The organism is Amycolatopsis sp. cmx-4-83, from assembly GCF_046548815.1.
GTDB lineage: Bacteria > Actinomycetota > Actinomycetes > Mycobacteriales > Pseudonocardiaceae > Amycolatopsis > Amycolatopsis pretoriensis_A.
This window is the reverse complement of sequence record NZ_JAEBEF010000001.1, coordinates 720,124-740,516: the sequence shown is the minus strand read 5'-3', so window position 1 is coordinate 740,516 and position 20,393 is coordinate 720,124. Positions and strand designations below refer to the sequence as shown.

Annotated in this window: 20 protein-coding genes; 12 read left to right on the top strand and 8 right to left on the bottom strand. The window is 71.6% G+C overall.

Features of this window, described 5'->3' with window-relative positions:
• The first annotated feature begins 2 nt into the window (after nt 1–2).
• Nucleotides 3–632 carry a Maf family protein gene (locus ACLJQM_RS03795; RefSeq protein ID WP_410630150.1) on the top strand — a complete coding sequence of 210 codons (630 nt, stop codon included), beginning with the start codon at nt 3–5 and terminating at the stop codon, nt 630–632.
• 100 nt (nt 633–732) lie between these two features.
• Nucleotides 733–2,085: a dicarboxylate/amino acid:cation symporter gene (locus ACLJQM_RS03790; protein ID WP_410630149.1), complete on the top strand. Its 1,353-nt coding sequence runs from the start codon at nt 733–735 to the stop codon at nt 2,083–2,085.
• An 81-nt stretch (nt 2,086–2,166) separates the two neighbouring features.
• On the opposite strand, the gene ACLJQM_RS03785 is transcribed toward ACLJQM_RS03790, so the two are convergent.
• Nucleotides 2,167–2,901, bottom strand: a complete 735-nt coding sequence (locus ACLJQM_RS03785) for a hypothetical protein (protein ID WP_247014685.1) — start codon at nt 2,899–2,901, stop codon at nt 2,167–2,169.
• Between the two features lie 129 nt (nt 2,902–3,030).
• Here ACLJQM_RS03785 and ACLJQM_RS03780 point away from each other — a divergent pair, with 129 nt between their 5' ends.
• The 7 genes from ACLJQM_RS03780 (at nt 3,031) to ACLJQM_RS03750 (ending at nt 8,999) form a co-directional block, all read left to right on the top strand.
• Nucleotides 3,031–3,306 carry an SAV_915 family protein gene (locus ACLJQM_RS03780; protein WP_360772682.1) on the top strand — a complete coding sequence of 92 codons (276 nt, stop codon included), beginning with the start codon at nt 3,031–3,033 and terminating at the stop codon, nt 3,304–3,306.
• Nucleotides 3,307–3,412: 106 nt separating this feature from the next.
• Entirely contained in the window at nt 3,413–5,206 is a 1,794-nt protein-coding gene (locus tag ACLJQM_RS03775) for an acetyl/propionyl/methylcrotonyl-CoA carboxylase subunit alpha (protein WP_410630148.1), read from the top strand.
• Nucleotides 5,207–5,264: 58 nt separating this feature from the next.
• Nucleotides 5,265–5,795: a DUF1707 domain-containing protein gene (locus ACLJQM_RS03770; protein WP_360772686.1), complete on the top strand. Its 531-nt coding sequence runs from the start codon at nt 5,265–5,267 to the stop codon at nt 5,793–5,795.
• Between the two features lie 7 nt (nt 5,796–5,802).
• Nucleotides 5,803–6,189 (top strand): DUF1707 domain-containing protein, encoded by a 387-nt coding sequence (locus ACLJQM_RS03765; protein WP_360772688.1) that lies wholly within the window; start codon nt 5,803–5,805, stop codon nt 6,187–6,189.
• Between the two features lie 74 nt (nt 6,190–6,263).
• Nucleotides 6,264–7,283, top strand: coding sequence for a hypothetical protein (locus ACLJQM_RS03760; protein WP_410630147.1), 1,020 nt, complete (start codon nt 6,264–6,266; stop codon nt 7,281–7,283).
• Nucleotides 7,284–7,395: 112 nt separating this feature from the next.
• Nucleotides 7,396–8,409 carry a hypothetical protein gene (locus ACLJQM_RS03755; RefSeq protein ID WP_410630146.1) on the top strand — a complete coding sequence of 338 codons (1,014 nt, stop codon included), beginning with the start codon at nt 7,396–7,398 and terminating at the stop codon, nt 8,407–8,409.
• Between the two features lie 59 nt (nt 8,410–8,468).
• Nucleotides 8,469–8,999: a GNAT family N-acetyltransferase gene (locus ACLJQM_RS03750; RefSeq protein ID WP_360772696.1), complete on the top strand. Its 531-nt coding sequence runs from the start codon at nt 8,469–8,471 to the stop codon at nt 8,997–8,999.
• Nucleotides 9,000–9,238: 239 nt separating this feature from the next.
• Here the strand turns inward: ACLJQM_RS03750 and ACLJQM_RS03745 are convergent, their stop codons facing one another.
• Nucleotides 9,239–10,972: a glycerol-3-phosphate dehydrogenase/oxidase gene (locus ACLJQM_RS03745; RefSeq protein WP_247014701.1), complete on the bottom strand. Its 1,734-nt coding sequence runs from the start codon at nt 10,970–10,972 to the stop codon at nt 9,239–9,241.
• A gap of 235 nt (nt 10,973–11,207) precedes the next feature.
• Here ACLJQM_RS03745 and ACLJQM_RS03740 point away from each other — a divergent pair, with 235 nt between their 5' ends.
• Together ACLJQM_RS03740 and glpK are read left to right on the top strand one after the other, a co-directional pair.
• Nucleotides 11,208–11,957, top strand: coding sequence for an MIP/aquaporin family protein (locus tag ACLJQM_RS03740; protein ID WP_247014703.1), 750 nt, complete (start codon nt 11,208–11,210; stop codon nt 11,955–11,957).
• A gap of 31 nt (nt 11,958–11,988) precedes the next feature.
• Nucleotides 11,989–13,503, top strand: a complete 1,515-nt coding sequence (gene glpK / locus ACLJQM_RS03735) for a glycerol kinase GlpK (protein ID WP_247014705.1) — start codon at nt 11,989–11,991, stop codon at nt 13,501–13,503.
• 335 nt (nt 13,504–13,838) lie between these two features.
• Here the strand turns inward: glpK and ACLJQM_RS03730 are convergent, their stop codons facing one another.
• The 5 genes from ACLJQM_RS03730 to ACLJQM_RS03710 form a co-directional block, all read right to left on the bottom strand.
• Nucleotides 13,839–14,642 carry a VOC family protein gene (locus ACLJQM_RS03730; protein WP_360772701.1) on the bottom strand — a complete coding sequence of 268 codons (804 nt, stop codon included), beginning with the start codon at nt 14,640–14,642 and terminating at the stop codon, nt 13,839–13,841.
• Nucleotides 14,643–14,728: 86 nt separating this feature from the next.
• Nucleotides 14,729–15,370, bottom strand: a complete 642-nt coding sequence (locus ACLJQM_RS03725) for a class F sortase (protein ID WP_360772704.1) — start codon at nt 15,368–15,370, stop codon at nt 14,729–14,731.
• An 81-nt stretch (nt 15,371–15,451) separates the two neighbouring features.
• Nucleotides 15,452–16,003: a hypothetical protein gene (locus tag ACLJQM_RS03720; protein ID WP_360772707.1), complete on the bottom strand. Its 552-nt coding sequence runs from the start codon at nt 16,001–16,003 to the stop codon at nt 15,452–15,454.
• Between the two features lie 151 nt (nt 16,004–16,154).
• On the bottom strand, nt 16,155–16,604 hold the full coding sequence (locus tag ACLJQM_RS03715; protein WP_410630145.1) for a hypothetical protein: 450 nt from the start codon (nt 16,602–16,604) through the stop codon (nt 16,155–16,157).
• Between the two features lie 73 nt (nt 16,605–16,677).
• The gene (locus ACLJQM_RS03710) at nt 16,678–18,078 is read right to left on the bottom strand and encodes an NAD(P)H-quinone dehydrogenase (protein ID WP_247014713.1); all 1,401 of its coding nucleotides are present in this window, start codon (nt 18,076–18,078) and stop codon (nt 16,678–16,680) included.
• A gap of 128 nt (nt 18,079–18,206) precedes the next feature.
• Between ACLJQM_RS03710 and ACLJQM_RS03705 the strand changes: the two genes are divergently transcribed.
• Entirely contained in the window at nt 18,207–18,659 is a 453-nt protein-coding gene (locus ACLJQM_RS03705) for a gamma-glutamylcyclotransferase (RefSeq protein WP_247014715.1), read from the top strand.
• A gap of 297 nt (nt 18,660–18,956) precedes the next feature.
• Here ACLJQM_RS03705 and ACLJQM_RS03700 read toward each other — a convergent pair whose 3' ends face one another.
• The gene (locus ACLJQM_RS03700; protein ID WP_360772713.1) at nt 18,957–20,258 is read right to left on the bottom strand and encodes an amidohydrolase; all 1,302 of its coding nucleotides are present in this window, start codon (nt 20,256–20,258) and stop codon (nt 18,957–18,959) included.
• Between the last annotated feature and the right edge of the window lie 135 nt (nt 20,259–20,393).

The window sequence follows — 20,393 nt, the reverse complement described above, 5'->3', positions numbered from 1 at the left end:
GGGTGCAGTTCGTCCTCGCCTCCCAGTCCCCCGCCCGCCTCGCCCTCCTGCGCTCCGCGGGCCTCGATCCGGCCGTGTTCGTCTCCGGCGTCGACGAGGACGCCGTCGCCGCCGCGCTGACCGACCCCTCGCCGTCCGAACTCGTCGCCGCGCTCGCCGCGGCCAAGGCCGAAGCCGTCATCGACAAGGTCGCCGCGGTCCACCCGGACGCCGTCGTCGTCGCCTGCGATTCGATGCTGAACATCGGCGGGCAGATGGTCGGCAAACCGGCCGATCCGGACATCGCGCGGCAGCGCTGGGCCGCGATGGCCGGGACATCCGGTGAACTCCTCACCGGACACGCGGTCGTCCGGCTCGACGGCGGGGCCCGCTCGAAGGAGGCCGCGGGCTGGGAGTCGACCACCGTCCGGTTCGGCACGCCGAGCGCGCACGAGATCGACGCCTACGTCGCCAGCGGCGAGCCGCTGCACGTGGCGGGCGGCTTCACGATCGACGGCCGGGGCGGCTGGTTCGTCGAAGGGCTCGACGGCGGCCACACGAGCGTGATCGGGATCAGCCTGCCGCTGACGCGCCGGCTGCTGGCCGAGGTCGGCGTCGGTGTCGTGGATCTCTGGGAACGTCCCGCATCCTGAGAAAGGCGCCACACGAACGGGTGATCCGGAAGAGTGCTCCCTTGCCTGACGTTCTCTTCACGAGGCAAAACGAGAAATTTTCGAGCACCGGAGTCGCCCCGTGTCTTTCGTACGGACATACACCAAACCGCGGGTGTTCGCGGCCGCGGTCCTCGGCTCGCTCGTCGTCGGCGCCGCCCTCGGCGTCGTCGCGCGGCAGACCGAGGCCGGCTGGCTGACCGATCTCCTCGACCAGATCGGCACCATCTTCACCACGCTGCTGCAGATCGCGGTGATCCCGCTGGTCTTCACGGCGATCGTGGTCGGCATCAACAGCCTCCGCGGGCTCGGCGGCGGGCGCACCGCCGCGCGCCTCGGCGGCAAGACGGTGCTGTGGTTCGCGATCACGTCGTTCATCGCGTCCCTGATCGGCATCGCCGTCGGCAAGGTCTTCAACCCCGGCGCGGGCGGGCTCGGCGGCGTCGAAGCGACCGCCAAGAACGCCGGCAAGGCCGCGGCCAGCGTCGACCACTGGGGCTCGTGGAGCGCCTTCGTGAACGGCCTGCTGCCGGAGAACTTCGTGAAAGCGTTTGCCGACGGCGAGACGCTGCAGGTGCTCTTCCTCGCGCTGGTCATCGGCGCGGCCGCGTACAGCCTGGGTGACAAGGCCAAGCCGTTCGTGGACTTCACGACGAGCGTCTTCGAGATCATCCAGCGCTACCTCGGCTGGATCGTCCGGCTGGCCCCGATCGGCATCATCGGCCTGATCGGCGCGGCCGTCTCGAACTACGGCGACGCGCTGTTCCGGCCGCTGTTCTCCACCACGCTCGCGGTGTACGTCGGCTGCCTCCTGGTGCTCTTCGTCGTCTACCCGATCCTGCTGCAGTTCGTGGCCAAGGTCAGCCCGCTGAAGTTCTTCGCCAAGGCGGGCACGGCGATCCAGTTCGCGTTCGCGTCGCAGTCCTCGGCCGCGACGCTGCCGCTGACCCGCCAGTCCGCGGTCAACCTCGGCGTCCAGCCGGCGTACGCGGCCTTCGCGACCCCGCTCGGCAGCGCGACCAAGATGGACGGCTGCGCGGCGGTCTTCCCGGCGATCGCGGCGATCTTCGTCGCCAACCTGGCCGGGGTGTCGCTGAACTTCTGGCAGTACGTCGGCATCGTCGTGGTCGCCGTGGTCGGCGCGCTGGCGACGGCCGGCACCACCGGCTGGCTGACGGCGTTCACGCTGACGACGTCGTTCATCGGCCTCGACGCCAAGCAGGTGGCGCTCGGCCTGGCGCTGATCTACTCGGTCAACCCGATCATGGACATGATGCGGACCGCCACGAACGTGGCCGGCCAGATCGCGGTCCCGGTGGTCGTGGCACGCGGCGAGGGCCTCCTCGACGACGAGGTCCTCGACGCCCCGACCGACACCCCGCTGCACAGCGACGACGGCACCGAGGCCCGCCACACCGAGCCCGCCCCCGCCTGAACGCAAGCGCACTTTCACGTGAAAGTGTTCCGGAGGTCCGCCCTCCACATCACTTTCACGTGAAAGTGCCGGGCTTCGGGGTCAGGACGTGGGGCAGGGGCGGAGGTCGGCGCGGGTGAGGCGGATGTCGGGCCAGCCGCGCAGGTCCGACGGCGCGGTGTAGCGGCGGGTACAGCCGACCGGCTTGCCCGTCAGGTCGTACACCTCGCCCAGCACCGGCGACGCCTCGCACTTCGGGGTGCCGGACGCCGCGCCCGGGCAGTCGTGGCGGACCACGATCACGTCCGCGCGGCCGTCGGCCGTGACGTCGTAGAGCGACAGCGTCCCGGCGTCCGCGTAGTACGGCTTGCCGGGGTCGCGCCACACTCCCCCGCTGCCGACCAGCAGCTCGCCGTACGCGGCCGTGCCGTCATCGCTGTCGTCGCCGACGTCGCCGCGGACCAGGCACGCCGGGGCCGAGCCGTCGACGCAGCGCAGCGAGTCCTGGTCCAGCCGCACGCCCAGCTGCGCGATCGCCAGCTCGAACACCGTGCCCGGCTCGGGGCCGACGCGCAGCCGCGCCGACCCGCCCGAGGTGTCGGTCAGCAGCACCACCGGCGTGCCCCCGACCGTGACCGCCGCGAGCTGGCGGCAGGGGCCGCCGCCGCAGGTCACCGCGGGTGCCACCGGCGCCGCCGCGGGTTCGGCCGCGCCGGCGGGCGCTTCGGGACGCGGGCGCAGCGCGAACACGGCGCCGATCGCGCCCAGCGTCACCACCGCGGCCAGCACCGCCGTGAGCAGCGCCGACCGGGGCGTCCGCGCTGCCGTAGTCCGCATAAGACAGAGCGTAAGCCGGTTCGCGACGGTGTGTGGGCGACGCCCGGGCCGATGTGGCTGAAATCCCCCGGGCGTGCACCCGATCGGTGAGGGCGCGGCTCGCGCAGCGTGTCCGTCTATGTTGTCCCCGTGACCAACCCGAACCTGCCCCCCGCCCTGTACCTGCCGACCGGCCCGGCCAGCGCCGAAACCGAAGGCGCGTCGATCGAGCTGCGCCGGACGCCGGACGGCCGCACCGCGCTCGTCGCCTTCACCGCGCTCGACCGGCTGATCGACTGCTGCGGCGAGCACCAGCCGTGGGTGCTGGTGAACACCGAACACCTGTCCAAGGTCCACGCCGCGAACCCGTACGACGTCATCGTGCTCGACTCGCCGCTGCCCCAGGAGCTGCGTCACCACGTGTGAGCGTGGTTCACCTCTCACTCGACTGACTCGCGACGTCATATCCGTAGACTCCCCCGTACCGCGTGGGCGGTCAGCAATGCAGCTGTCGGGACGCAGGAGGTGCGGGGTGGCCGAGCAGGTCGGCGAATCCACCGGTGGTCCGGTGACCAAGATCCTGGTCGCCAACCGGGGCGAGATCGCGGTACGCGTGATCAGAGCGGCCAAGGACGCCGGTCTGGCCAGCGTCGCGGTGTACGCCGATCCGGACCGGGACGCACCGCACGTCCGCCTCGCGGACGAAGCCTTCGCGCTCGGCGGGACCACGGCCGCCGAGAGCTACCTCAACATCGAAAAACTCCTGGACGCCGCCAAGCGCTCCGGCGCCGACTCGGTGCACCCGGGCTACGGCTTCCTCTCCGAAAACGCGGACTTCGCCCAGGCCGTCCTCGACGCCGGGCTGACCTGGATCGGGCCGGGCCCGCAGGCCATCCGCGACCTCGGCGACAAGGTCACCGCGCGGCACATCGCGATGCGCGCGGGCGCGCCGCTGGTGCCGGGCACCAAGGAGCCGGTGCAGGACGCCGCCGAGATCGTCGCGTTCGCCGACGAGCACGGACTGCCGGTGGCCATCAAGGCCGCGTTCGGCGGCGGCGGCCGCGGCCTCAAGGTCGCGCGCACCCGCGAAGAGATCCCCGAGCTGTTCGAGTCGGCGACCCGCGAGGCGGTCGCCGCGTTCGGCCGCGGCGAGTGCTTCGTCGAGCGCTACCTGGACAAGCCGCGCCACGTCGAGGCGCAGGTGCTGGCCGACATGCACGGCAACGCGATCGTCGTCGGCACCCGCGACTGCTCGCTGCAGCGCCGCCACCAGAAGCTCGTCGAGGAGGCGCCCGCGCCGTTCCTGAGCGACGACCAGCGCGCCCGCATCCACTCCTCGGCCAAGGCGATCTGCAAGGAAGCCGGGTACTACGGCGCCGGCACGGTCGAGTACCTCGTCGCGACCGACGGCACGATCTCCTTCCTCGAGGTCAACACGCGCCTGCAGGTCGAGCACCCGGTGTCGGAGGAGACGACCGGGCTGGACCTGGTCCGCGAGATGTTCCGCATCGCGCGCGGCGAGAAGCTGCGGATCACCGAAGACCCCGAGCCGCGCGGCCACTCCATCGAGTTCCGCATCAACGGCGAAGACGCCGGGTGCGGCTTCCTGCCCGCGCCGGGCACGGTGACGAAGTTCGTCGCGCCGAGCGGGCCGGGCGTGCGCGTCGACTCCGGCGTCGAGTCCGGCAGCGTCATCGGCGGCCAGTTCGACTCGATGCTGGCGAAGCTGATCGTCACCGGGTCCGACCGGAACAACGCGCTGGAGCGCAGCCGCCGCGCGCTGGCCGAGATGGTCGTCGAGGGCATGGCGACGGTGCTGCCGTTCGACCGCGTGATCGTCGACGACCCCGCGTTCATCGGCGACGAGAACGGCTTCAGCGTGCACACGCGCTGGATCGAGACGGAGTTCGACAACAAGATCGAGCCGTTCGTGGCGCCGGACCTCGAGACCGCCGAAGAAGAGCCGCGGCAGAACGTCGTGGTCGAGGTCGGCGGGCGGCGCCTGGAAGTCTCGCTGCCGGGCGGGTTCGCGCTCGAAGGCGGCGGCGGTGGCGGCGCGGCCGTCAAGGCGAAGCCGCGCAAGCGGGCCGGCGGCACCAAGGCCGCGGTCAGCGGCGACGCCGTCACGGCGCCGATGCAGGGCACCATCGTCAAGATCGCCGTCGAAGAGGGCCAGACGGTCGAAGCCGGTGAGCTGATCGTCGTCCTCGAGGCGATGAAGATGGAGAACCCGGTCACCGCGCACAAGGCGGGCACCGTGACCGGGCTTTCGGTCGAGGTCGGCGCCGCCGTGACGCAGGGCACGCAGCTTCTCGAGCTCAAGTAGCGCGGTTCGTTACAGATGTCGTGGTGGGCCGCCCCCGAGGCGGCCTACCATCGACCACGTGACCGAAGTCCCGTCTCCGCAGCTGCGGATCAGCGACCAGAACCGCGAGTCCGCGCTGTCCGCGCTCGGTGAGCACATGAGCGCGGGGCGGATCGACATCGACGAGTACGGCGAGCGCTCGGCGCGGATCACCGCGGCCAAGACGCGCGGCGAGCTCGGTGAGGTCTTCGGCGACCTCCCGGCCCCGCACCCCCGGTACGACGACGTCCCGCGAGCCGTGGCGGCACCCGAGCCGGCCGCGCCCGCGCCGCGGCCTCCGGGAACCCCCGACGGCTGGTCACCACCGCAGCGGTTCCTCGCCGCGATCTTCCCGCTGACCCTGATCGCCGCGATCGCGCTGATCGCCACCAGCACGCTCGCGTGGCCGATCATCTTCGTCCCGATCGGCGTCGGCGTCTTCGGCAAGGCGATGTGGGGCCACGGCTGGAACCACGACGAGCACCAGCGCCGCCGCCACGACCGCCATCTGCGCGACCGGGAGCGCCGCCGCGAACTGCGCGACTCCTACCGGCGCGAGCTGGGCCGCTGATCCCGTCGTGGGCGACATGCGCTTGAGCGACGCCGAACGCCAGGACGCCCTCGACGTCCTCGAAGAGCACGTCCGCAGCGGCCGCCTCGACATCGACGAGTACGGCTCCCGCACCGCGAAGGTCACCGCGGCCAAGCGCGTCAGCGAACTGGTCCCGCTGTTCGACGACCTGCCGTCACCGCGGCCGAGCGCGTTGCTGAACGGGGCTTCCGCACCGGTGGCGGCACCCGCCGGGGAAACCGCGCTGTCGCAGTTCCTGACGCGCAGCGCGGTGCCGATCGCCATCGTGCTGGCGATCGCGGTGCTGATCCTTTCGCGCGGCAGGCTGCTGATCATCTCGGTCGCGCTGCCGCTCGTGGTGGCGGCGCTCGCACGGGTCCGCCGCCCGCGCTGACCTTCCCTTTTCCCGGCAACCGAATCCCCGCCCCAGACGTGGTGGGAGTGCAGGTCGGGGACAAGGGAGAGACGATGAAGAGCAAGTTCTGGGGGCGGGTCTTGGCGCCCGTCGTCGCCGCGCTTTCCGTGGCGGTGCTGGCGCAGCCCGCGGACGCCGCGATCCGCATCGCGTGGCGGCCGACGGTCCTGCCGCTGCCGTCCGGCGCGGGCAGCGGCAGGCTGGCCGGATCGGACGGGAAGGGCGAATACACCGGCACGTTCGACGTGAACGGCGTGCAGACGGTCGTCAGCTGGCGGAACGGGCAGCCGGTGGTGCGGGGCGTGCCGAGCGGGTACGAGGCGGCGCTCGCCGAAGACGAAAACCCGTCCGGGGTGGTGGCCGGCACGGTGCACGACTACGACACCTTCGTCAGCCGGGCGTTCACGCTGGACGCGTCCGGGTTCCACATGCGGGACGTCCCGGCGGGCTACGACTACGTCTACGGCGTCGCGATCAACGCCCGCGGCGACCTGCTCGGCCGGGCCACGCAGTTCGGCAGCGGCGGCGGCGAGGCCACGGTGCTGTGGCGCGCCGACGGCAGCGCACCGGTGCTCATCCCGCGAACGCCGGACACGTACTACGCGCGCGACCTCGACGAGGACGGCACGATCCTGTTCGACTCCGGCAACAGCTCGGCGCTGTGGAAGGACGGCGTCCTCCGGCACCTCTCGCCGGCGCCGTCCCTGCAGGCGTGGGGCTACGCGATCCGGGGCGGCGTCGTGGTCGGGACGGCGATCCGGGGCGGCGTCGAGCAGGCAGTGCGCTGGTCCTCCGCGACGAGCTCGTGGGCCGCACTGCCGGGCGGCGGGCGCGCGCTCAGCGTCAACAAGGCGGGTCTGACGGCCGGGCTGGTGCCGAACCCGTCGGGGCCGGTCATCGTCGGCAACGCGATCGCGTGGCGCACGACCACCCCGGGCGAGGTCCGCGCGCCCAGCGGCTACTCCACGTTCGAGGCCGAGGTCGCCGCGGACGACGGCTCCTTGGCGGGCTACGCGGCGAACAGCCCGGAGGCCTCGTACGGCGTGCCGGTGGTCTGGCACCTGACCCCGTGACCGGTTCGGGAGATTCTTCCGGTTCTTGATCAAGATTGCTCCGTTTGCCGGGCAACGGCCCCCCGACCTGCACCGATGTATCCGGTGCAGGTCGGGGGGAAACGGAGATCCGATGAGAAGCAAGTCCTGGGCGCGCGCGCTCGCGCCCGCCGTCGCCGTGCTCGCGGCGGTGACGCTGGCGCAGCCCGCCGGCGCGCTGGGGATCCGCCTCCCGTGGCGGCCCACCGTGCTGCCGCTGCCGGCCGGCGGCGGCAACGGGTTCCTGACCGGGTCGAACGGGAAAGGCGAGTACACCGGCACGTTCGCGGTGAACGGCGTCCAGCAGGTGGTGAGCTGGCGGAACGGGCAGCCGGTGGTGCGCGGGCTGCCGAGCGGGTACGAGCGCGCGGACGCGGTCGACGAAAACGCGTCCGGTGTCGTGGTGGGCACCGCCCACGACGACGAGACCCAGAACAGCAGCGTGTTCGTCCTGGACCCGACCGGGTTCCACCTCAAGGAGAACCCAGCGGGCTGGGAGCACCCGTACGGCGTGGCGATCAACGCCCGCGGCGACGTCCTCGCCCGGGCCGTCCGCACCGGCCCCTACTTCGCGACGCTGCTGTGGCCGGCGGGCGGCGGCGCCCCGACGGTGATCCCCTCGGGCAACGACACGTACTACGCCCGCGACCTCGACGACGACGGCACTATCCTGTTCGACTCGGGCCCGGGGTCGACGCTGTGGAAGAACGGCGTGATCCGGCGGCTGTCGCCGAGCCCGGCGGTGTCGGCGCAGGGCTTGGCGATCCGCAACGGCGTGGTCGTCGGCCAGCGCTTCTGGGGCGGTGCCGAGCAGGCGGCCCGCTGGTCCACCCCCGACTCGACGGTGGGGCTGGAGGGCGGCGCGTCGGCGATCAGCGTCAACCAGGTCGGCCTGACGGCGGGGCTGCTCCCGAACCCGTCGAACGCGTCGTGGCCCGGCAACGCGACGGCATGGCGCGGCACGGTCGCGGGCGCGGTCCAGCGCCCGGGCACGTACACGCAGTTCCAAGCGAGTCTCGCCGCGGACGACGGGTCCTTGGCGGGCTTCGCGACGAACGGCTCGGAGAGCGACGGCGGGGTGCCGGTGGTCTGGCACCTGACCCCGTGACCGGGCCCTGACCGCCGGGCCGGGAGCGGCCTGCTCCCGGCCTGGCTAGGCTGGGCGGAGTGGAACCGGTGGAGATCAACGCGGGCACCTACTACCTGCGCCAGCTGCGCGCCGACCGGCACCTGGACGACCGCGCGCTGCTGATGGAGGCGTTCGCCGACCCGACGCACCGCAAGTACGTGCTGAACTACCGCCTGCGCACCCTGGCCGAAGCCACCGAGTACGTGGCGCTGCGCGCGGCCCAGTGGGCGGGCGACGAGCGGTGTTCGTGGGCGATCGCCGAGCCGACGTCCGGGCGCCTGCTCGGCGAGGTGGGCCTGCGCGAGCTGAACCTGGACGCGGCGTACGCGGAGGCGACCATCTGGGTCCACCCGGCGGAGCGGGGCAAGGGGATCGCCACGACGGCGTTGAGCGCGGCCCTGCGGTTCGGGTTCGGCGGGCTGGGCCTGACCGAGGTGAGCTACCGGTACGAGGAGAGCAACGCGGCTTCGGCGGTCGTCGCCGAGCGGTGCGGGTTCACGCTGCTGGGCCCGGAGGACGAGCGCGCGCCGACCGGCGAACGCCTGATCCGCTGGCACCGGACCGCCTGACCGCCTGCCTGGCTTGTACATCGGTTCCGTGCGTGGGACCCTCGAAAGGTCTCCAAAACGCCACACCGAGCAGCGCCGTTCACGGATTTCTCTGCGGGGAAGCCCGGCTCGCTCCCGAGCCGGGTCCAGGAAAGCCCGTTGACCGGCGGATCGCGCCCGGGTGGCCGGGAGGCCGCCGGCCGCCGTGCGGTCCGTGCGAGCAGTGGACGAACGCCCTGCTCGCACGGGCCCCACGGGGCTCAGCTCACCGGCTCCACGATGCCCGCCCGCGCTTCCGGGGCCGCCGACCGCAGGGCGTCCGCCGCTTCGTCGCTCGGCTGGGACTGCGACTCCCGCTCCGCCTCGACCCGCGCGGTGTAGACCTCGATCTCGCGCTGCACGGCTTCGGGCGACCAGCCGAGGACCTCGCCGACCAGCGACGCCACCTGCTCCGCGCAGTCGACCCCGCGGTGGGCGTACTCGATCGAGATGCGCGTGCGGCGGGCCAGGACGTCTTCCAGGTGCAGCGCCCCTTCGTGCGAAGCCGCGTACACGACCTCGACGCCCAGGTAGTCCGGCGCGTGCTCGATCGGCTTCAGCAGTTCCGGGCGCCCGTTCGCCGCGGCCAGCACCTCGTTGACCAGCGAGCCGTAGCGGTCGAGCAGGTGCCGCACGCGGTAGGGGTGCAGGCCGTGCTCGGCGGCCACGTGGTCGGCCTGGTTGACCAGCGCGTGGTAGCCGTCCGCGCCCAGCAGGGGAACCTTGTCCGTGATCGACGGCTGCGAGCGGCCCGGCAGGTCCACCGCGGCTGCGTCGACCGCGTCCGCCGCCATCACCCGGTACGTCGTGTACTTGCCGCCCGCGATCGCCACCAGGCCCGGTGCCACCCGCGCCACCGCGTGCTCGCGCGAAAGCTTCGACGTCTCTTCGCTCTCCCCCGCCAGCAACGGGCGCAGGCCCGCGTAGACGCCTTCGATGTCGTCGTGCGTCAGCGGCGTCGCCAGCACGCTGTTGACGTGCTCGAGGAGGTAGTCGATGTCGTGCTTCGTCGCCGCCGGGTGGGCGAGGTCGAGGTTCCAGTCGGTGTCCGTCGTGCCGACGATCCAGTGGTTGCGCCACGGGATCACGAACAGCACCGACTTCTCGGTGCGCAGGATCATCCCCGACTCCGACACGATCCGGTCGCGCGGGACGACGATGTGCACGCCCTTGCTGGCGCGCACGCGGAACCGCCCGCGACCGCCGGAAAGGCGCTGCAGCTCGTCGGTCCAGACGCCGGTGCAGTTGATCACCGCGGCCGCCGAGATCTCGGTCTCGCGGCCGTCTTCGACGTCGCGCACGCGCACGCCGGACACCCGGTCCGCCTCGCGCAGGAATCCGACGACCTGCGTCGACGTCCGCACGACCGCGCCGTAGTGCGCTGCCGTCCTGGCCACCGTCATGGTGTGGCGGGCGTCGTCCGATTGGGCGTCGTAGTAGCGGATTCCCCCGATCAGGGCGGATCGTTTGAGCGCGGGCACCATCCGCAGCGCACCCGCGCGGGTCAGGTGCTTCTGGCCGGGGACGCTGCGCGCGCCGCCCATCGTGTCGTACATCAGCAGGCCGGCCGCGGTGTATGGGCGCTCCCACACGCGGTGGGTCAGCGGGTAGAGGAAGCTGACCGGTTTCACCAGGTGGGGCGCGATCGTCGTCAGCATCAGCTCACGCTCGCGCAGCGCTTCCCGGACCAGGCCGAACTCGAGCTGTTCCAGGTAGCGCAGGCCGCCGTGGAAGAGCTTGCTCGAGCGGCTCGACGTCCCGGAAGCGAGGTCCCGCGCTTCTACCAGCGCGACCCGGAGCCCGCGCGTGGCGGCGTCCAGCGCCGTGCCCGCGCCGACGACACCGCCGCCGATCACGACGAGGTCGAACGTCTCCTTGCCGAGGCGCTGCCACGTCTCTTCCCGCTTGACCGGGCCCAGTCGAGCCGGGTTGGTCTCCGCTGCGTGCTGCGCCACGTGACATTCCTCCTCGTGCCGGCGAGGCTTCCAGCATCGCACGACCCGGTGATCATCCGCCTGTCCACGGACGACACGTGTGGCGTAACCCGCCACGATCTTGAAAAGATTGCGCTGGCCGGTGCTTGGAATCCGCTTCCACGCCCCGGTAACGTCCCCTCGACGTGGGTCGGCAACGGTGCCGTGGCACGCCGTGATCGACCCTGCGCAGAGTGTCCAGTGTGGAGGTGCAGCGGTGAGTGCTGGGGCAATAATCGTCTGGGAACTACTGGGAACGGCCGCGCTGATCCTGCTCGGCAACGGTGTGGTCGCGAACCACGTCCTCCGTAAGAACAACGGTCACAACGCAGGGTTCCTCTTCATCAACTTCGGCTGGGCGTTCGCCGTCTTCACCGGCGCCAGCATCGCCGCCCCCAGCGGGGCGCACCTCAACCCGGCGGTGACGCTGGGCCTGGCCATCTCGGGCAAGACCCCGTGGGCCGACGTCCCGCTCTACTTCCTCGGCCAGATGGTCGGCGCGATCGTCGGCGCCGTGCTCTGCTGGGCCGCCTACAAGCTGCAGTTCGACGACCACCCCGAGCCCGAGAACACGCTCGGCATCTTCTCCACCGCACCGCAGATCCCGAACACGGCGTGGAACCTCGTCACCGAGATCATCGGCACCTTCGTGCTGGTCGCGTGGATCCTGCTCAGCCCGGTCTTCGCCGCCGGCGACGGCGGCACGCCGAACTTCGGCAACTCCGCGCTCGGCTACGCGGGCGTCTCGTTCGTCGTCCTCGTGATCGGCACCTCGCTCGGCGGGCCGACGGGCTACGCCATCAACCCGGCCCGCGACCTCGGCCCGCGCATCGCGTACGCCTTCCTGCTCCCGATCAAGAACAAGGCCAACGCCAACTGGGGCTACTCCTGGATCCCGGTCGTCGGCCCGCTGGTCGGTGGTGCGCTGGCCGCGCTGCTCTACCTCGGCGTGCACAACCTGACCTGATCGCCCACCCCAACGAATTCCTGGAGCACACATGACTTCGTACGTAGCCGCGATCGACCAGGGCACGACGTCGACCCGGTGCATGATCTTCAACCACGAAGGCCGCGTCGTGTCGGTGGACCAGCGCGAGCACGAGCAGATCTTCCCGAAGGCCGGCTGGGTCGAGCACAACGCCGAGGAAATCTGGGAGAACACCCGCCGGGTCGCCGCGGGCGCGCTGGCCAAGGCCGACCTGACCGCGAAGGACATCGTCGCCGTCGGCATCACCAACCAGCGCGAGACCGCGCTGGTCTGGGACAAGACGACCGGCAAGCCGGTGTACAACGCGATCGTCTGGCAGGACACCCGCACCGACCGGATCGTCACCGAGCTCGGCAACCTCGGCGGCGGCCAGGAGCGCTACCGCGCCAAGGTCGGCCTCCCGCTCGCGACGTACTTCTCGGGGCCGAAGATCAAGTGGATCCTCGACAACGTCGACGGCGCGCGCGAGAAGGCCGAAGCCGGTGACCTGATCTTCGGCAACATGGACACCTGGGTGCTGTGGAACATGACCGGCGGCGCGGACGGCGGCGTGCACGTCACCGACCCGACGAACGCGTCGCGCACCATGCTGATGGACCTCGACACCCTGCAGTGGGACCCCGAGATCGCCGGCGAGATGGGCATCCCCCTTTCGATGCTGCCGGAGATCCGTTCCTCGTCCGAGGAGTACGGCAAGGTCCGCGAGAAGGGCGCGCTCGCGGGCGTCCCGATCGCGGGCATCCTGGGCGACCAGCAGGCCGCGACGTTCGGCCAGGCCTGCCTTTCGCCCGGTGAAGCCAAGAACACCTACGGCACCGGCAACTTCATGCTGCTCAACACCGGCACCGAAAAGGTGATGTCGCAGAACGGGCTGCTCACCACGGTCTGCTACAAGATCGGCTCGAACGACACGATCTACGCGCTGGAAGGCTCCATCGCGGTGACCGGGTCGCTGGTGCAGTGGCTGCGCGACAACCTCGGCATGCTCTCGACGGCGGCCGAGATCGAAGAGCACGCCCGCAGCGTCGAGGACAACGGCGGCGCGTACTTCGTCCCGGCGTTCTCGGGCCTGTTCGCCCCGTACTGGCGTTCGGACGCCCGCGGCGCGATCGTCGGCCTCACCCGCTTCGTCAACAAGGGCCACCTGGCCCGCGCGGTCCTGGAGGCGACGGCCTTCCAGTCCCGCGAGGTCATCGACGCGATGAACGCCGACTCGGGCGTGCCCCTGAAGTCGCTCAAGGTGGACGGCGGCATGGTCGTCAACGAGCTGCTCATGCAGTTCCAGGCCGACATCCTCGGCGTCCCGGTGATCCGCCCGGTGGTCAACGAGACGACCGCACTGGGCGCCGCGTACGCCGCCGGGCTGGCGGTCGGGTTCTGGAAGTCCGAAGACGACATCCGCACCAACTGGGCCCAGGACAAGCAATGGGACCCGGCGATGGACGACGCCCGCCGCGACCGCGAGTACCGCAACTGGAAGAAGGCGGTGACGAAGACCTTCGACTGGGTGTCCGACGAGGACTGACCCTCGCTGGGCCGGGGGCGCCGCCGGGCGCCTCCGGCCTGCTGGTGCCACGGCCCGGCGGGGGTGGCTCGGCTGTCGCCCGCCGGGCGCGCGGGGCAGAGCTGCCCGCAGCCGAGTGGCACAGCCGCGGGCCAAGCCGGCTTGCCGACCGGCCGCAGCCGCAGCACGACCGCCGCAACCACCTCAGGCGCAACTGCACGCCAAGCGGCCTCGCCGACCAGCCGCAGCCGAGCCGGCCGCCGCAACCACCTGAGGCGCAATCGCGCGCCAGCTGCCTCGCCGACTGACCGGACCGCCGGCCGGTGCTGCCAGGCCGCCGCCTCAGTGCGAGTCGCTCACTCCTCCCAGCCCTCCGGCTTGCCCGACTGCTCGTTCGGTGCGATCACCAGGAACGGCACCCCCTGGTCGTCGGTCACCTGGACCTGCCGGCCGTACGGGGAGTCGAACGGCTTGCCCTGGACCTGGCCGCCCAGCTCCGCGACCTTCGCCGCGCTCGCGTCGGCGTCCGCCACCGAGAAGTACGTCGACCAGTTCGACGGCACCGAAGCCGGGACCGACGCGGGCAACGCACCCAGCCCACCGACCGGGCGGCCGTCGAGGAGCAGGACCGCGTACGTGAAGTCGTCGTTCGACAGGTCCTGGAAACCGAACCCGAAGACCTGCTCGTAGAACGCCTTCGCCGCCGGATAGTCGCGGCTCATGCACTCGTTCCAGGCCAGCGTGCCCGGGGCCGCCGTGACCTGGGTGCCGATGTGGTTGCCCGCCTCCCAGAGGCCGAAGACCGCGCCCGCCGGGTCGGCCGCCACCGCCATGCGGCCCTCCTTCATGACCTCCATGACCGGCATCAGGACCTGGCCGCCGGCCTCGGTGATCGCCGTGACCGTCTTGTCCACATCGGACACCGACAGGTACGTCGTCCACACCGCCGGCATCTCCTGGCCCGGCGGCGTCTGCCCGATGCCCGCGACCGGACGCCCGCGCAGCTCAGCCATGCCGTAGAAGCCGGTCTCCTCACCGCCCGTCCGCACGTCCCAACCGAACAGCGCGCTGTAGAACGCCACCGCTTTCGCCTGGTCCGGCACCATCAGGTCCACCCAACTGGGCGTGCCGTCCGGCCACCGCTCGTCCCGGAACACCATGTCGACTCCCGACCCTCGTGAACGCCGCCTGAGTGACGGCCGACACAGTCTGGCACCCACCACCGACAAAACCAGGGCCGAAGGACTCAGTGCCCGACGAGCTTGGCGTAGACGACGATGTTGTCGACGTAGTTGCGCGCGTTCCGGTCGAAGACGCCGCCGCAGGTGATCAGGCGCAGCTCCGGGCCGGGGGTGTCGTCGTAGACGCCCTCGCCCTCGAAGTCCTTCTTCGGCACCTGGTGCACCTTCGTCACCTCGAACGTCGCCGTGGTGCCGTCCTTGCGGGCGATCGCCACGCGGTCGCCCGCCGCCAGCTCCTTGAGCCGGAAGAAGATGCCCTTCTGGTGGTTGCCGTCGACGTGCCCCAGCACGACGGCCGGGCCGGCCTCCCCCGGCGTCGGCGCGTAGGTGTACCAGCCGGCCTGCAGCGGCGTGGTCACCGGCGGTACCTCGATCGTGTTGTCGGCGTTGAGCCCGAGCGGAACCAGCGACGAATGCGCGCCGAGCTTCGGGATGTCGATCGAGACCGGGTCGGACCTGGGCAACGACGAGACGGCGTCCGCGGCCGCGGGTTCGGGCTGGACGGCGACCGGCCGCGGGGGCGGCGGCTGGGCCGACGGCGGTTCGGACCCGCCGCCGAACACCAGCGCCACGACCACCAGCGCGGCCAGCAACGCGAGGACGAGGGCGATCAAGTAGCCCCGTCTGCCCGTGCTCCTCGTCGTCATCTTCTCCCCCGTGGTTCCCTCGCCTGCCGTTCACACGTCCGGGTGGTCTCTTCGGTTGAGTCCCGACGGTACGCCGGGCGGTCAGCGCCGCCGCGCGCGCCGGGCGAGCACGAGACCGCTGCCGCCGAGCGCCAGCGCGCCCATGGCGGCCGCCGCCGCGAGCGGGGTGCCGGAGCCACCTGGGCCGTCGGTGCCGCCGGTCTGCGGCGCGCCCGTGGGCACCTTGACGACCTGCTTCTTCACCGGCAGGACCGCCAGCGTCGCGGACGACGTCTCCGGGCCGCAGTGCAGCGTGACGGCGTACTTGCCGGGCTTGACGTCCTTGACGGTGCCGGTGGCCCACCCGCCCTTGCCGAAGACGAGCGCCGCCGACCGCACGGTGACCTTCTCGGCGGGCTCACGCGTCTGGCAGGCGAAGTCCAGCTTCACCCGCGCGCCCGGCTGCGCCTGGGCCGGGGACACGGTCAGCAGCCGGGTGATCCGGGAGAACGGGCCGTCCGGGTCCACCGGCACCGTGGCCGTCGGCGCGGCCGACGGGGACGGCGTGGCGGTCGGCGTCGTCGCCAGCGCGGCGCCCGGCGCGACGACGAGGAATGCGGCGGCGAAACCCGCGACAACGGCAGTCTTCTGCATTCTTTTCTCCCCTGTGGAATGGTGGCGGCTCCCGCTCGCTCACACCCCCCAAGACGTCCCCACCTGCGATCGGTTGCGCACCAAGGTCACAAAAGCGACATGAAAAAACCGCCCGGGAGCGGGGCTCCCGGGCGGTTTCGGAAAAGAAGAATCAGCCGGCCATGCTGCCGTCGCCCGCTTTCGCGGCACCGGACGGCACCTTCGCCACCTGGGCGGCCGGCACCGTGAAGTTCGTGGTGTAGGTCTGGCCGCCGCACGTGACGGTCAGCGGGTACGTGCCCGCGCCCGTGCCGGGCTTGAGCGTGGCGTCCGCGCTGATGTTGGCGTCCGCGCCCATGAACGGGCCCGGGGTGTAGTTGGCGAAGTCCAGCGCCGGCGAAGAGAACTTCGGCGAAGCACCTTCGCACTTGGCCAGCGCGACGTTCGGCGCGTCGCGGACGTACTTGTCCACGAGCGACTGGTTGATCGCGGTGTTGACGTTGAGCTGGACGCTGCCGGCGGGCGCGGGCGCCGCCACGGGACCGCTGCTCTGCGCTGTCGCGGGCGCCGCCGCCGTCGCCCCGATCACCACTGCCGCAACGAAAACCACCGTCTTGCGCACCATCGCACCCTTCGCGTCCTTCAGCCTCACAACCGACAAGACGCGACAGGGCGCGACGGGTTGCCTACGGATTTCAGTCGAGGTCGTCGTGGCGCATGAGCTGGCGCCCGGCCTCGGTGATCGAGCCCGACAGCGACGGGTACACCGAAAACGTCAGTGCCAGGTGGTCCACGGTGAGCTGGTTCTGGACGGCGAGCGCGATGGGGAGGATGAGCTCGCTCGCCTGCGGTGCCACGACGACACCACCGACGACCACGCCGGTGGCGGGGCGGCAGAACAGCTTCACGAAGCCCCGGCGGAGGCCCTCCATCTTCGCGCGCGCGTTGGTGGCCAGGGGCAGCATGATGGTGCGCGCGGGCACCTCGCCGGAGTCGATCGCCTGCTGGCTGATGCCGACGGTGGCGATCTCCGGGTGGGTGAACACGTTGGCGGCGACGGTCTTGAGCTTGATCGGCGCGACGCCTTCGCCCAGCGCGTGCCACATCGCGATGCGGCCCTGCATGCTCGCCACCGAGGCCAGCATGAGCACGCCGGTGCAGTCGCCGGCGGCGTAGATCCCGGGCACGGAGGTGCGCGAAACGCGGTCGACGGTGATGAACCCGCCGGGGCCGGGTGCGATGCCGACCTTGTCGAGGCCGAGGTCGGCGGTGTTCGGGATGGACCCGACCGTCATCAGCGCGTGGCTGGCTTCGATCACGCGGCCGTCGGCGAGGTGGATCTCGACGCCCTTGTCCGTGCGCTCGACGCGGTCGGCGCGCGCCTGCTTCGCCACGGTCGTGCCGCGCTGGGAGAAGACCTCTTCGAGCACCGCGGCGGCGTCGGCGTCCTCGTGCGGGAGGACGCGGTCGCGGCTGGACACGACGGTGACCTTGACGCCCATCTCGGTGTAGGCGGACGCGAACTCGGCGCCGGTGACGCCCGAGCCGATCACGGCGAGGTGCTCCGGCAGCTCCTGGAGCTCGTAGAGCTGGCGCCAGTCGAGGATGCGCTCGCCGTCCGGCACCGCGCCCGGGAGCACGCGCGGGGTGGCGCCGGTCGCGATCAGGACGACGTCGGCGGGCAGCTTCTCGGTGCCCTCGGCCGTGGTCACCGAGACCTTGTGGGTGGCGAGGCCGGGCTCTTCGTCGCAGAAGCGGGCTTCGCCGATGAGGACGCGGACGCCTTCGCGCTGGACGCGGGCGCGGATGTCGGCGGACTGGGCGAGGGCGAGGCCCTTCACGCGGCCGTGCACGGTCGGGAGGTCGATGCTGGTGTCGGCGAGGTCGGTGTTGATGCCGAGCTCGCTGAGGTCGTGCATCTTCGCCAGCGCGCCCGAGCTCGCGATGAACGTCTTCGAAGGGACGCAGTCGTAGAGGACGCACGCGCCACCCAGGCCGTCCCGCTCGACGATCGTGACGTCGGCCCCGTGCTGGGCTGCGACCAGCGCGGCTTCGTAGCCGGCCGGGCCCCCGCCCATGATCACGATCCTGGTCACCTGGGTCCTCCTCGATGTGCTCGCGTGCGGTGCTCTCACCGTACGCGGCGGAGGTGTCCGGACACTGAAGTGGGCGAACACGGCGAGTGCGTCCACTCGGGTCGGCGATGGGTCGCTACGCTGTCGGCGTGCCGTTGTATGCCGCGTACGGATCGAACATGGAGCCCGCCCAGATGCTGGAGCGCGCGCCGCACTCTCCGATGGCCGGCACCGGCTGGCTGGAGGGGTGGCGCCTGACCTTCGGCGGCGAGGACTTCGGCTGGGAAGGTGCCCTGGCCACCATCGTCGAAGACCCGGGAGCCCGGGTCTTCGTCGTCCTCTACGACGTGACGCCGCTGGACGAGGACGGGCTCGACCGCTGGGAAGGCGGCGAGCTCGGCATCCACTCGAAGATCCGGCTCCGGGTCCAGACCATGGACGGGTCGGTCCTGGCGTGGCTGTACGTCCTGGACGCCTACGAAGGCGGGCTGCCCTCGGCCCGGTACCTCGGCGTGCTCGCCGACGCCGCGGAGGCGGCCGGAGCGCCCGTGGACTACGTCGACGACCTGCGCACCCGCCCTTGTTCGGGCATCACCGGCTGACTCCACACCCTGTGGACAACTCGGTGGCCTGAGCGCTACCACGAGCCCGCGCGGACCTTCGCGGGCACCCCGTCACGCGGGCCGGCGAGCGTGTGCTCGACGGCTTCGGCCTCGCTCCGGCCAAACGTGAATGTCCTTGCGGTACAAGGAAAACACCAGGCCGCGATGGCCCGCGCGGCGGGCCGCCGACCAGTCTGCCCGCCGGTCCGCGGGCGCGCAAAACGGCCCTTCCCCCGATCGAGGGAAGGGCCGGTTCACGGCCTGTGGACAACTGGGTGAAACTGTGGACAACTCCGCTCAGGCGAGAGCCGTCAAAGCGGTGTGGACCAGGGTGCGGACCCCGCAGAGGAGGGCCCGCTCGTCGAGGACGAACGTCGGGCGGTGGATGTCCGACTGCGGTTCCGGCGGGCCGGGCCAGACACCCAGGCGGGCGAACGCGCCCTGGACGTGCTCCAGGTACCAGCCGAAGTCTTCCCCGCCGGAGGACTGCTCGGTGCCGGCCACCGCGCCCTCGCCGAGGGCCGCTTCGACGCCCGCGCGCATCAGCGCGGTCGAGTCCGGGTCCGAGACCACCGGCGGGACCCCGCGGCGGTAGTCCAGCGAGAAGCCGACGCCGGTCGGCGCCAACAGGGACTCCACAGAGGACGCCACCAGCGGCTCCAGCGAAGTCCAGACCTCGTGGTCGGCGGTGCGCAGCGTGCCGCGCAGGACGCCGTCCTGCGGCACCGCGTTGGCCGCCTGTCCCGCGTGGACCGCGCCCCACACCAGGACGGTGCCCGACCGCGGGTCGACGCGGCGCGAGAGCACCGCGGGCAGCGACGTGATCACCGTGCCGAGCGCGTGGACCAGGTCGGCCGTCAGGTGCGGCCGGGACGTGTGGCCGCCCGGCGAGGTCAGGCGCAGCTCGATCAGGTCGGCCGCGGACGTCAGCGCGCCCACGCGCATGCCCACCGAACCCACTTCGAGCCGCGGGTCGACGTGCAGGCCGTAGATCCGCTCGACGCCGTCCAGCGCGCCGGCCGCGATCATGTCCAGCGCGCCGCCGGGCATGACCTCCTCGGCGTGCTGGAAGATCAGCCGCACGCGGCCGGGCAGCTCCGGCGCGCCGGCCAGGGCGCGGGCCGCGCCGAGCAGGATCGCCGTGTGGGCGTCGTGGCCGCACATGTGGGCCGCGCCCTCGGTCGTCGACGCGTAGGGCAGCCCGGTCGCCTCGGTGAGCGGCAGCGCGTCCATGTCGGCCCGCAGCGCCACGCACTTCTCGCCGCTGCCGATGTCGCAGACGACGCCGGTGCCGCCCGGCAGCACCCACGGCTTGAGCCCGACCGTGCGCAGCAGCGTGACGACCAGCTCGGTGGTCGCGAACTCGTGCCGCGACAGCTCGGGGTGCGCGTGGATGTGCCGTCGCCACGCGAGCAGGTCGGTCGCGTTGGCGCGCAGCCAGTCGTCGAGCCAGAACGGGCCACGCCCCGCACCAAGGTCCTCCACGGGAGCCATGCTTACGCCGGCTTCGGAAATGAGCGCCTCGGGCCCCTCCATAGGGGTCATCATGCGCCCATGGGGGTCGCCTGGAACGTCCGGTCGTGAGTCCAACACCGTCACGCCGCACCTCCTCCCGCAACACGGGTAACCCGCGCAGCGGCTGGGGTCACGCTTCGTGCCGATCGATCTGTTGTACGCATTTGCAGACGATCGTGCACCATGCAGGCGGCAAGCCGCGCCTCGAAAACGGCCGTC